This window comes from Paenibacillus sp. J22R56 (genome assembly GCF_056269375.1).
In genome coordinates, this window is the sequence record NZ_JBWDNV010000005.1 from 404,494 (window position 1) to 418,293 (window position 13,800).

Below are 13,800 nucleotides of genomic sequence, written 5' to 3' on the forward strand. Positions count from 1 at the left end.
CCGCTACGGTGCATTAATCCTGCCGAACGTCCTTTTTGCGGACCTTCGGCAATGGCTGACAGCTCGCGCAAGTATGCGTTCCTCTGCCGCCTACGACCGTTTTATCAAGCAAGCGGCCGCACTTGGTGCAAGGCTCGTTCTTCCTGCCATACACAAGCAATTGGTGCTGGAACATGCCCATTTCCCCTTGCCCGTTCACGTATGATTTCACCGAAGAGCCGCCTGCAGCAACTGCTTTCGCCAGCGTCGAAATGATCGCTTCATGAAGAAGATCCCATTCTGCCTTCTTCAAGGAATCAGCCGTACGCTCTGGATGGATACCTGCGAGGAACAATGCCTCATCCACATAAATATTGCCAAGCCCTACCACATATTCCTGATTCAGCAGCAGCGGCTTGATCAGTCCGGTTTTTTTACCAAGTAAGCCTCTTAATGCATCCACTGTAAAAGCTTCATTATCAAGCGGCTCCAGTCCAAGCTTATTGAGCGGCTTCAGTTCAAATTCCGTGCCTGGCTCAAACAAATGCATCGTGCCAAACTGACGTACATCCTTATATCTTAAGTCCGTTCCATCTTCAAAATGAAACAGGACATGTGTATGAAGCTCTACCGGCTCATCGCTAGGGAAAACGCCGTAACGTCCTTCCATCCGCAGATGGGAGACAAGCACGAGATCATCTAATATAATTCGCAAAAACTTTCCTCGCCGCTCAACGGTCTGAATCGTGCGACCTTCAAGCGCAGCAGCAAACGCCTCTGGCTCAGCCGGTCGTTGTATGATGCGGGGAAGCTTAACCGTCACCGATGTAATCTTTTTACCGGCAACAAGTTCAATTAACGTTCTTCTTACGGTTTCTACCTCTGGCAATTCAGGCATCTCTATTCACCTCAACAACCATTATACCTGATTAATCAAAGGTTCGGCGTGGGATACTTTTGTCAATCCCACGGCTTAGCGAAACTTTCGCTATTGCAGGGATAAACCTCGCATCATTCAGGCGAAACTTCGCTTAGGCGGGATACTTTTGTCAATCCCACGTCAGCTTGAGTCCAGCCTTACTTCGCCTCATACCAGTTCATACCGTAGTTCACGTCCGCCTTCAGCGGAACATCAAGCTCAAGTGCTCCGGCCATTACGCTAGGTACAAGCTCCTTCATGAGCTCAAGCTCATCTTCAGGAACTTCGAAGACAAGTTCGTCATGTACTTGCAGAAGCATGCGGCTCTTCAGCCCACGTTCGCGAAGTGTCTCATCCATCCGCACCATCGCCAGCTTGATAATGTCTGCCGCTGTGCCCTGGATCGGCGTATTCATTGCGGTCCGCTCCGCGAAGGAGCGAAGGTTGAAGTTCGAAGCTTTAATCTCCGGCAAATAACGGCGGCGCTCTAGCAGAGTGGTCACATAACCATCACGACGGGCTTGCATAACGATATCGTCCATATATTTGCGCACGCCTTGGAACACTTCGAAATATTGCTCAATGAATTTCGACGCTTCCTTCCGCGTAATGTTCAAGTTCTGCGATAAGCCAAAATCACTGATTCCGTATACGATACCGAAGTTAACAGCTTTCGCCGAACGGCGCATATTCGAATCAACTTGATCAGCCGTCACGCCAAATACGTCCATCGCCGTCTTCGTATGGATATCCATGTCGTTGATAAAAGCTTCCTTCAGCCGTTCATCGCCTGAAATATGAGCAAGCACACGCAGTTCGATCTGCGAATAGTCCGCCGCAAGAATGTACCAGCCAGGCTCGGACGGCACGAATGCCTTGCGGATCTGTCGGCCTTCTTCAAGACGGATTGGAATGTTCTGCAGATTCGGGAATTGGCTGCTAAGACGGCCTGTTGCCGCGATCGTCTGACGGTAATACGTATGGATTTTGCCTGTCTCTTGACGAACCTCTTTCAGGAGACCTTCAATATAGGTCGATTGCAGCTTCGACAGCGTACGGAAATGTAAGATAAGCGGCACGATCTCATGATAAGGCGCCAGTTTTTCCAGTACTTCCGCATCTGTAGAGTAGCCGGTCTTCGTCTTCTTCTGAACGGGAAGTCCCAGCTTTTCAAACAAAACCTCGCCAAGTTGCTTAGGAGATCCAATATTGAACTCCATACCAGCCAAACGGTGAATTTCACTCACAGCTAATGTCAGCTTACTTTCAAGTTCACTGCCTAGACGTTCCAACTCTGCCTTTTCTACCTCAATCCCTTGTCTCTCCATACCGGCGAGCACGACAGATAAAGGCTGTTCAAGCTCATAATACAGCTTGTTCATGCCACTCTTCTCAAGATCCGCACGCATCAGCACGGTCAGCTTGCGAACCGCGTCTGCCTTAGCAGCCAGGTGGCGATATAACGCCTCATTATCAGGCACTTTGAACTTGGCGCCTTTGCCGTACACCGCTTCATCAAGCGGCACAGAAGACTGAGTATAACGATCACAAAGTGCGTTAAGCGATAGATTCGTATCCGTTGGATCAAGCAAATAAGCGGCAAGCTGCACGTCAAACGCTGCACCCTTCCATTCGATCCCATTCCAGCCAAGCGCCAGCTCGATCTTATGCGTATCAAAGCCAAACTTCGGCTTGTCCGCATCAGCCAGATAAGCACGTAGTTCTTCGGTGAAAGGCTGCTTAAGCGCAGCTGTTGGTACGACATAGACCGTATCTTCTGATACTGCTGCAGCAAGACCCAATACATCCGCATGATGAGGATTTTCCCCAATTGCTTCTACGTACAGGCCATGCTCGGCACCTTCCACGTTCAAGGCTTCAAGCAGCTTCTGCAACGCTTCCTGATCATTATCCGACTCGATGACAATCACATTCAGTTCAACAGCAGGAGCTGCTGCTTCACCGCTGTGTGCTCCTTCACCGCCGAGATCCAGCCGCTCGATCAGCGACTTGAACTCAAGCTTCCGGAATGCTTCTGCAAGCACGGCAGGCTCATAACCGTCATAACGAATATCATCGGCGCCATGCTCAAGCGGTACTTCACGGAAGATGGTCGCAAGCTTTTTGCTCATAATCGCATCTTCTTTATGCGTCTCGACTTTTTCTTTCATCTTGCCTTTCAGGCTGTCTGTGTTTGCCAAAACCTCTTCAACGGAACCGTGTTCATGCAGCATCTTGAGCGCTGTCTTCTCCCCAACTCCTGGAATTCCCGGGATGTTATCGGATGCATCGCCCATTAGACCCTTAAGGTCGATAATTTGCATCGGCTTCAGGCCGTATTTCTCATCAATTCCTGCTGGGGAGAACAGCTCCACTTCACTAATCCCTTTACGGGTAATCGCAATCGTTACATTATCCGAAGCAAGCTGCAGCATATCTTTATCACCGGTAACAACTAGCGTCTGCACGTTTTGCTCATCTGCCATACGCGTCAAAGTCCCAATAATATCATCGGCTTCATAACCGGACAGCTCGAATTGTGAGATCCCAAATGCTCGAAGCAAATCCTTCATAACCGGGAACTGCTCAGACAGCTCCGACGGCGTTTTCGCACGGCCGCCTTTGTATTCCGTATAGCCTTCATGGCGGAACACGACTTTACCCGCATCGAAGGCAACAAGCACATGGGTTGGTTTCTCTTCTTCAAGTAATCTAAGCAGCATCGTTGTAAATCCAAATACCGCATTCGTATGTAAACCTGCTGAGTTCGTAAGCGGCGGCATCGCGTAAAATGCACGGTTCGCGATACTATTGCCGTCAATTAATATCCACTTGTCCATTCAGACACCTCACTAAACATTTCTACCCTCTATCATACCATATTTATGAAGCAAACTCCTTGCTGCAGGCGGGGTAAATAGAAAACCGCCGGGACAATGTCCCAGCGGTAATCTCGAATGACTGGATGTTACTTTGTGAACGTCAGAATTGAAAGCAATCTGTACAGCATAACTACACTTTCTGCACGAGTTGCATCGCCTTCCGGATCAAATTCATTGCCCGGTTTGCCATTTACAACTCCAAAGCCTGCAAGCTGGCTGATTGCTTCTGCTGCCCATGCTGGAATATCTCCTTGGTCGGCAAAGTCACCAGCTTTATCTGCATCATTGGCATAGCCTGCGAACGCTAGACCACGCGATAAGATTACAGCCATTTCCTCACGAGTAATCGTTTGGTCTGGTCTGAATTCGCCATCCGCGTAACCGTTAATTAATCCGGCTTCTGTAGCTGTTGCAACTACAGATGCGAACCAGTCACCAGATTGAACATCATCGAACGTACTTCCGCTAGTTGTTGACGGAGTCGCAAGGCCGAACAGACGAACAACCAGGGCTGTAAACTCAGCTCGTGTAATGGAACGATTCGGATCAAAGCTGCCACTACCTACTCCGTCAACGATCAACAGATTAGACAATGCATCAATCTCTTTTTTCGCCCAATGGGCTGCCGTATCAGTAAATGACTTATCTGTCTGTACGATCAGGAATGTTCCATCCGTACGGCTCATGATAGAAACCTCTGAGCCACTAACCGTAAACGGTACAGGTGTATAGACGGTATTGCCTTTCGCATCCTTATCGATACGAACAACAGCTACATGCCCTGTGTTTGGCTGACTGCCAAGCTTAACGGTCCGTTTGATATAGTGACCAAGATCGTTCAAGACAATCTCTTGCCCATCTTTCTTAACTGCTTTTAGCATAAAGCTAGCCGAACCCAGTACGTCGAAGCCTGCTTTTTCCGCAGAATCCGATGCTGCTTGATCAACAGCCACTTCAAGCTTCAACTGCAAATCCGTTAGCGAGAGCCCAAACATTGTGACAAGCTTGCTCCAGTCATACTGGCCCGGTTTCAAAATATACGAGCCCGCTTGTGAATCAAAGATAATCGTGTCCACTTTGTTCTGAGCTAGGAATTTAGCCAGCTCTGCCGCACTGATGCTAATGCCTGAACCAGATACCTTAACCATAATGGTAGGAGAAGATGCATTTTTCAAAGCTTCCTCAAGCGGGCTTAAAGGTACTGTTGTGCCTCCGCTTGTCGGCGGCGTGACAACCGGTGCATTCTTTTTCGTAACGGTTAACATATACGTCTCGGTAGTTGTACCGTCTGGTGATGTGATAACAATCGTGAAGACTGTTGTCTTATCCGGAATGTTGAACATCGCTTTAATTGGTTCTTCCGGGTCCTGTACTCCCCCGCTAATCGTTACTTCAGCATCTGCATCCGTCGGAACGGCGTACATCAGTAATTGCTTTGTGTCGCTTTCCACTGTTACTGTGTAGTCCTTAACTCCAGGAGTGACAACAGGCGACTTGTACACTTCGTACGTATTATCAAAGACCGACAACTCTTTCAAAGTAACATCCTGCGAATGTTCGATTGCTTTGACACTTAGCTCCTTCGTATCACGTACACGAATCCGGTAACCTTCCGAGAAGCCTCCGAGTAATCCAATAGCTTCAAGCTCATCACCAATCGCCGCTTGAGGAACTGGACCCGACTGATTCACAATATAACCGTCTGTGAACACCAGCATCTCGCCGCTGCCATCATTGATCATATAAGAGTTTTCATCGTATTTCTTTGTTACTGTACCTTTTACTTTAACAAGCAAGCCTTGATTTGATGGCAAGTCTGCATCACCAGTGGCCATAATCTTCGGACTTGCTGCTGCCTCATGTCCAACAACAACGACATCCTTAGCGAAGGCTTCGTAAACAAGTTCTTTGTTATTCTCAAAGGTTTGTGTTTCACCATGGACACGCACGATGTCGCCAACTTTCAGCGCACCTTCCGGCACATCATGGAACGCCATGACCCCGCCTGTCGCATCCTGTACATAGAAGGCATCATAGAATACACCCGCTCCTGTCGTGACAACACCCTGGATAACAACATCCGTTCCGTCTGGCAATGCGCGTGCAGCACCAATATTCGATACGGTCATGCCGCGGCCAGCCAACCAGTTAATTGCGTTCAGGCCAAAATCATTGTTACCATAATCGCCATACGTATTATCCCATTCCAAATCATTAACCACGTTCATACCAGTGACTATGATTCGGCTGTTATTCGGCAGCACCTCAGAGGCCATAGCCGGAATTGTGGAACCGCCTGTTGTATCGGACACCGTATCATACGTGTAGGTTGGCGCTTTTACAGTCGTCTGATAGGTGGTTTCATTACCGCCAGCCAGAATCGATACCGAGCTGCTGTTAGTGAGCGGTCCGCCGCCAAGCTTGAACAAGCTTGATCCGCTGTAATACTCCAGCCAGCTCACACCATCCATGATGCCATTGTCAACGATGTTCGGGAACATCTTGACCGCATGCTTGGCTGTAGCAGGTGTTGACCAGTAGTTGCCTGTTGCGGAATCATCATAGATGCCATCATTTGAGATTTGAATCGTAGAACCTACGGACGCAAGCAAATCATTATTCAGCGTTGGATCAAAACTGAAGTTGCTTTTGCCTAACATGAAGAGAGAGCCGCCGCCATCCACGAATGCTTTGACCGTTGCATTCTCATCACCCGTGAAGTCCACGCCAGCGTTCGTCACCATCAGCACTTTAACTCCTGCTAATACTTCAGCCGTAAGGGCAGAGGTGTTCTCCACTACCGTATAGCCTTCTTGTGCAAGCATTTGTTTGAACAAGCCTAGCTTATTTTTGTACGTACTGTTTGGATCGCCAGATGTATTCTCATTCTTATGACTGGCGTCAATCATCACGGTAATGCCAAGCGGTGCTTTCACCGTTACATCGATGGTGTACACATTATCAGCAGGATTATCTCCTTCAACAGGAGACACCACCGCAATAAGCTTATGATCGCCTACAACCGGATCCGCCCATTTCACAGAGACGGAGGAAATCGTGTTGCTTGCCATCGAATCAATTGTACTTGTGCCAATCAGATGCGCTTCATCTTGGTTGTCATAATAGAATTTCACTGTCAGATTCGAAAGCGCACTTGTACCGGTATTGCTGATATCCGCTTTAAGTGTCGCTTCAGTACCTTGAATCAGTGCATTTCCTACAACTTCGGCAGCGGATATTTTCACATCCACTTCTGTATCCTGCGACCAAATTGGCGCCGAATAAGCACGTTCGCCATCTACTTGCGTCATTCGGATCATGTACCATTGCTGGCCACCCGTTACGTCAACGGTTGGTTCCCAAGTGAAGGACTTAGCACTCTCGCTTGGCACATAGGAATCGATCACCTTGCCGCCATTTGAGATCAGTTCAACCTTCGCCACATTGTCATTGGAAACATAGTTAGCTGGCAAATAATCATATTCGGTCATGGAACGGTTTTCCGTAACGTTGTCGCTGCCATGTACGCTGAAGTTCAGCTTGGAACCTTCCGCTACTCCACCCATATAAATACCGTTAGCCATAAAATCCAACGTTAGATTCGGATCTTCCGTCATGTATACCCGTCTCTTACGCATCGAATCCAAAAGCGACTCCGGTGACAGATCCTCAGACACAATCACTGTACGTTTCATCGTTTGGCCCCATGTACCGTCATGATTGTCTTCTCCGTAAGTTGGAGCAACCTTCCAGCCAAGATCCAAAGCGCCGAAATACGTTTGTTCGGCATTCGCGTACGAGTAGTGACCAGAACCGTTACCGACCTCAAACATGGTAAACAACTTCTCTGCCTCCACATTTGGCTTCATATTATTGAAGGAGCCTTTCGGATCGTTCGGGTGGTTGAATTGGGCTACTGCTTCGTCATGTGTCAGTACCCAGGCATAATACTGATTCACATCGGTATTGTAGATGCCGCCATTTTCCTTACGGTCTATAAAGTTCTCCGTACCAAAAACATTGGAATGCCCCCAAGTTGTTGAGGTCATCTCGAATGCAGGGAATACGACAAACTCATCGTTTTTCGTATACTCCTTGGAAAGAGTTTTCGTCAGCTGCCAATCCGCGCCGCCTGTTCTCTCCTCCATGCCGCCTTCGTTTTTCACTGTATCGGTAAAAGTACCCGAAGCAGGAGCATCGATGTCATGGGAATGATCAGAGAAAGCAAACCAGTCGTAGTTGTATTTCTCCGCAGCCATCAGAGCATCTTCCGGTGAACCGGTACCGTCATGCGAAATGTTCGTATGGTTATGCGTTGTACCGCGGTAATGATTGCCGCCTGTGAATGGCTCACTTACAATAAACGACCACTCAAATGTGCTATCGTTACCAACGGAGTCTTTTGACGTTACTTTTAATTGATGCGTACCAAGCGCAAGATCAGTCGACGGAAGATAAGTCACCTTCACATGCTGATTCGTAACCGAGGCTGGTGTCTTCGTAATCGAAGCCGTAACATCGGATTCATCAAGCTTCAGAGCGATCGAACTAAGATCTACACCACTCAGATCGTCGAGCTCGATAGCAATAGAAGGACGATAGTTCTCTACCCGGTAATCCTGTTCCGGTACAGCGCCAGTATATTCAGGGCCAACTGCATCCGTAATCAGCGTTACAGTGTATGGGGACGCCGCTGAACCTGATGTTTTGGAGGCAACTGCAGATGTAGCTTCAATATAATACTCGAAGTTTGAAGTCCCAATCGCATCTTTGGAGATTGTAGCTGAGTACGTATTTGTCCCAGACAATGTCATGGCTGCCTTGGTATATTCGCTCACACCCGCCTTTCGGTAATACAAGCTTACCGAAGTCGCACCATCCACGCTTGCTTCAACATTAACATCAACATTGGTATATGTTTGTTGGATAGGCGTATGTGTGATCGACAGCGTAGGAATGATATCCGCTGTTGCACGCGGGAACAATTGGTAACCAGTCGTGTACGGACTGCTGCTGTCATATTGCCCGACAAGACCAGTGATGACATAGGTTTTTCCTACTTGCAACGACGACGAAACATCAATTCCAGTCGTAGAAATCACACGTACCGTGATCGTCTTGGTCGTATCGTTTGGATCCTGTACAGTCATGTTATAATGGGCGCCGGAAGCGGCTTGGGCCGTTACGGTAGCCGTTAGAGAAACCAACTTGCCTTCGAGAGGTTCGGCTGTATTATAGGCGGTCAGGCTTGCTGCGGTTGTCTGAATTGGATCAGGCAAGACGGCACCTTCCCCTAATTTCTCTACTGCAGAAGGCTGGAACTCCGTTAATCCGTTATAGAAAATAAGAGACCCCGTTAAGCGAAGGCGGTCACCTTGTGCAATCGTCAGTCCGGAAGTAGTACCTCCGTATACATTCACACCACCGGTACTATCCTGCACGTAATACGTGTTTGCACCAAGAATATTATTAGTTGCTGTAGCCACGCCTTCAATTGTAAAGATCTGGTCTTTATAGACAGGTGAGCCATTAGCATCAGCCTGACGAAGCGTGCTGATTGGCGTAGTGCCTGAAGAATCAAGGCTTTCGGCCTTAACCGCATCACTCTCGAGTCCTCTGCCGCTCGAAGAATTGATCTGTTGGGTCACATAGACCGCAGCAGGCGCATCGTTAAGAGTAAAACTGAAAGCTTTGTCGCTGCCTGCGGTTACTGTCTGAGCACCACCGCTAGTCGACAACTTCGTAGTTAGAGTTTCATCGGAATAGACGGATATAATCGCACCTGCAGCCCCGGCTGTTCCGGCCACCGTTCCGACATTCGAGCCGTCAACAACGTAACCGTTAACGGTTACGACTGGTGCTTTAACTGCTTCATTAATAGTAAGATCAACACTTTCCGTCTTCCCTGTCTCTTGTACTGTAATTATAACGGAAGCTGCCGCTCCTACCGTAGCTTCAAAAGCACCGTTGGTGTCAGAGGTGGTTGAGGTAATCAGCGTATGAGTGTCTGCTGTGTAGACATTAACCCTCGAACTAGGTGCAGCCGCACCGGAGTAACCTGTTAATGTTCCGGATAACAGCTTAATCTCCTTACCTGCTGCCTTCGAGCTTGCCGGCAGTTCACTGCCACCTTCCGTTGGCGGAACTTCGAGAGGGGATGCAGAGTTTCTTGGATTTGGAGCAGTAACAATGAAATCGGCCGAGTTATCATTGCTGTCATAGCCTGCGCCCATACCTGTTGTTCCAGTACTATCTGTGCTGGAGGCTTTACGAATTGCCGCTGTGGAGTTGCTGAGGGCTGCCGTTTTTGCTGTTTCAAACTGGGTTGCATTATAACCTACAAAATCAATTAAACCCTTCACCGAAAGCCCCGAAGTATCCCCTGCAGTACCATCGATAGGGGTTGTAGAATTAACCAACGCAACCTTCCCCGCGGAAGCAGACATAGTGAATTTACCACCAGCTACATCAGGGACGGGCAAATCCTTAATATTATTCGCACCATTTGATTCTTGAATAAGATAATAGCCAAACGCCTTAATCGTACCCGTTAAAGGCGTCATTGAAGTCACTGCATTAGTAAAAGAACCTGATGAACTAGTATATTGTACCGACCATCCATCTAAAGAAACATCAGTTTTTGTGGGGTTGTACAATTCAATAAAATCGGAGGTATAAAGCGCCCCGCTATTCCCCCCGCCGCCATAAACCTGACTAATCACTACATGATCCGCAATCCCAGCAGCCGCAGCACCCTGCACGCTTGGAACACCGACACTAGACAATAATCCGGCCGATAATGATGCGATCAGCAGCATGCTTGTCCATTTCTTCTTGTTTCTCGATAAAGAAATAAGCATATGTCACTCTCCCATTTGAACATATGTTCAAAATTTACTACCATTTATCTTGCCAAAACCATAAAATTACCTTCCCCCAAATCACCTGCCCGCACTTTTTGTCGAATCACACTTAAATGTAACACCATTTTGTAAACTATAAGTTAAAATTTGATGTAGTATTATTAAATATAACCAGACCACCTTTGTTTTGTAAACAAATGCCTGTCTATATGTTAAGTTTATGTAAATGTTTTTTAGTATGAAGTTAATTTAATTGACATGTTATTTCCGACAGATTTATAATTTTATTAAACATTTCTTCTTTCGGGGGTTAATATATTGAACAAATTTTCACGAAGTAAGCAACTAATCATGTTGCTTTTGATCATGACCATACCGATCATAACCTTGCCAAAGACTGCTGACGCCCATCCACTTAGCGCAAGTTACACGGAAATTACATTCGAACAGGAGCAAACCAAACTCGACTTCTCCATTGATGAGCTATCTGTTCTAGAGAAAGTTGATGTGGATACGAACGGTGATGGCAAGCTTGACCAAGAGGAGTTAACAACTAACGAAGAGACAATTGCCCATTTTATAGAGGATTCAACGGCTTGGGAGGTTGATCAGCAGCAACAAGCCGGCGAAATGACAGGCATTGAGTTCAGTCAAAAAAACAGCATGACTTATGTAACCATCCATTTCGTCTATCCGGCAGTTCCCTATGGAGCTACTGTCAATCTGAATGACGGCCTATATTACAACGATAACAATACGAATTATGCCAATCTGCTCGTTGCGAACAGCGGCTCCGATGTCAGCCAAGCGATTCTTACCGGCAATGATCGGAATTTTACAATGATCCATACCGAGCCGCAGCTCGAGCAAGGCCAGACTGGTCAGACAGCAGCAACAAACACAACAGTTCCAGCAGCAGGGCAAGATACACCCGCAACAAACAGCCCTTCTGAAAATAAGCACAAAACCAGCTTTGAAGACTCGGCTTGGTTTTCTTTCTTCAAGCTTGGCATGCATCATATTCTCGGCGGCTATGACCACTTATTGTTCCTGCTCGCCCTTCTGCTGGGCAGACAAACCTTCAAGCAATATGCAGCAACAATTACAGCCTTCACAATCGCACACAGCATCACACTGACACTGACCTATCTAGATATCCTGCATTTCCCTTCAACCTTTATCGAATCCATCATTGCCTTCAGCATCGTGTATGTCGCAATTGAGAATATCTTCTTCAAAAAAGTTCGTTTCCGCTGGCTTGTCACCTTTGCCTTTGGCCTGATTCATGGGATGGGCTTCGCGGACATTCTGCTCGGCATGGATATTCCAAAGCGCTTTGTCGCTGTCGATCTAGCCAGCTTCAACATTGGCATCGAAGTCGTTCAGCTCTGTCTCGTCGCTCTGGCAGTCCCAGTCATCCGGTATGCACAGAAATACAAAGGCTACTTCCGGACCGTCCAGGCTGCTTCCATCCTCATCGCTGCAGCAGGTGCCTACTGGCTGTACGAGCGATTACTGTAGGTAAAAAAGAAAGAAGCCTGTTATCCGAGCAGCTCGGGTAACAGGCTTCTTTTTCATCACACATCTTAGATATTGTGCTGAGTATTCAAATCCGGGCGTTTATTCGTAACGAGGTATACAACACTCTCGCCGATGTTTGTGGCATGGTCACCAATTCGCTCGATGTTACGGGCAACTAAGTTCAGGACAGTCGCCTGCGTAATGTTGCGTGGATTCTCCATCATAAGCGACAGAAGCTCGCGTGAGATCTGGGCACACAAGGCATCCACCTGATCATCCTCGACAGCCAGTTTATAAGCCAAATCAACATTTTCTTGGACGAAAGCCTGGATCGACTCATAAGTCATCGTTTGTACGATCTCCGCCATACGCGGCAAATCAATCAAGGGTTTAATTAATGCCTGCCCCTCCAGACGTACGACGAACTTTGCGATATTGACGCACAGGTCGCCCATTCTTTCGAGGTCCGATGCAATCTTGAACGCAGCTAAAATCCTGCGAAGATCTTTAGCAACCGGCTGTTGGGTAGCAATCAGCTTAGAACCAAGATCAGTAATTTGATCCTCCAGATGATTCAAATGCTGGTCATTATTAATAATTGCTCTTGCTTTCTCTACATCCGTACCACTCAGTGCTTTCATCGAATCAACAAGTGCCTCTTCGACGAATGTCCCCATCTCAACGAGCAAATTATGAAGCTGTTCAAGTCCATGGTCAAACTCTTTTCTTGTAGTCATCATCATCATTGTCCCCCTTGTCTTAGCCGAAGCGTCCGCTAATATAGTCCTCTGTCCGTTGATCCGTTGGATTGGAGAACAACTTCTCTGTATCCGAGAACTCAACAACCTCGCCATTCAAGAAAAAGACCGTCTGATTCGACACACGAGCCGCTTGATGCATGTTGTGCGTAACCATCACGATCGTATAACGGTCTTTCAGCTCTTGCGCAAGCTCTTCGATCTTCAAAGTCGAGATCGGATCAAGCGCCGAGGTTGCTTCGTCCATGAGCAGAACATCCGGATTCACGGCAATCGCACGCGCAATACAAAGCCGCTGCTGCTGCCCGCCAGAGAGACTAAGCGCCGAACGCTTCAAATAATCTTTCACTTCATCCCACAGTACTGCAGCCTTTAGGCTTGTCTCTACAATCTCATCCAGCTGCTTTTTGCTGCTAATACCATGAAGACGTGGACCATACGCAACGTTATCATAGATCGATTTCGGGAAAGGATTCGGCTGTTGGAACACCATACCAACTTTCTTGCGAAGCGTCTCCACATCGACATCATTGGAATAAATTTCTGTACCACCGATAGAGATACTTCCTTCGATTCTCGTTCCCGGGATCATGTCATTCATCCGGTTAAGCGTACGAAGCAGTGTCGATTTCCCGCAGCCGGAAGGGCCGATAAACGCTGTGATTGCTTTCTCAGGGATAGTGAGTGATACGTCTTTCAAAGCATGAAAAGCTCCATAATACAAATTCAACTTATTAATGTTAATTAGGGTCTGCGTCTGCAAGGTTGTTTGCATGATCGTTCTCCTCCGCTTATTTAAATAGAAAAATGGGAAGCCTAATCATTAGTTCATCCCAGAGAAAATGAAATATTTGTGTTTAAGAAGGCACAGGGCTAAT

6 protein-coding genes are annotated in these 13,800 nt (G+C 47.4%); 1 reads left to right on the forward strand and 5 read right to left on the reverse strand.

Annotated elements, in window-relative coordinates:
* Positions 1-13: 13 nt before the first annotated feature.
* The 3 genes from mutM to AC0YNT_RS14695 all read right to left on the reverse strand — a co-directional run bounded on the left by mutM (position 14) and on the right by AC0YNT_RS14695 (position 10,640).
* Positions 14-877 carry a DNA-formamidopyrimidine glycosylase gene (gene mutM / locus AC0YNT_RS14685; protein WP_475805264.1) on the reverse strand — a complete coding sequence of 288 codons (864 nt, stop codon included), beginning with the start codon at positions 875-877 and terminating at the stop codon, positions 14-16.
* A 179-nt stretch (positions 878-1,056) separates the two neighbouring features.
* A complete protein-coding gene (gene polA / locus AC0YNT_RS14690; RefSeq protein ID WP_475805265.1) occupies positions 1,057-3,738 on the reverse strand; it encodes a DNA polymerase I in 2,682 nt (893 codons plus the stop codon).
* A 128-nt stretch (positions 3,739-3,866) separates the two neighbouring features.
* Positions 3,867-10,640 carry an S-layer homology domain-containing protein gene (locus tag AC0YNT_RS14695; protein WP_475805266.1) on the reverse strand — a complete coding sequence of 2,258 codons (6,774 nt, stop codon included), beginning with the start codon at positions 10,638-10,640 and terminating at the stop codon, positions 3,867-3,869.
* Between the two features lie 321 nt (positions 10,641-10,961).
* Here AC0YNT_RS14695 and AC0YNT_RS14700 point away from each other — a divergent pair, with 321 nt between their 5' ends.
* Complete coding sequence (locus AC0YNT_RS14700; RefSeq protein WP_475805267.1) at positions 10,962-12,164, forward strand: HupE/UreJ family protein; 1,203 nt, start codon at positions 10,962-10,964, stop codon at positions 12,162-12,164.
* A 65-nt stretch (positions 12,165-12,229) separates the two neighbouring features.
* Here the strand turns inward: AC0YNT_RS14700 and phoU are convergent, their stop codons facing one another.
* Together phoU and pstB are read right to left on the reverse strand one after the other, a co-directional pair.
* On the reverse strand, positions 12,230-12,901 hold the full coding sequence (phoU, locus tag AC0YNT_RS14705; protein WP_167280050.1) for a phosphate signaling complex protein PhoU: 672 nt from the start codon (positions 12,899-12,901) through the stop codon (positions 12,230-12,232).
* 22 nt (positions 12,902-12,923) lie between these two features.
* Positions 12,924-13,697 (reverse strand): phosphate ABC transporter ATP-binding protein PstB, encoded by a 774-nt coding sequence (gene pstB / locus AC0YNT_RS14710; protein WP_167279660.1) that lies wholly within the window; start codon positions 13,695-13,697, stop codon positions 12,924-12,926.
* Positions 13,698-13,800 lie beyond the last annotated feature (103 nt).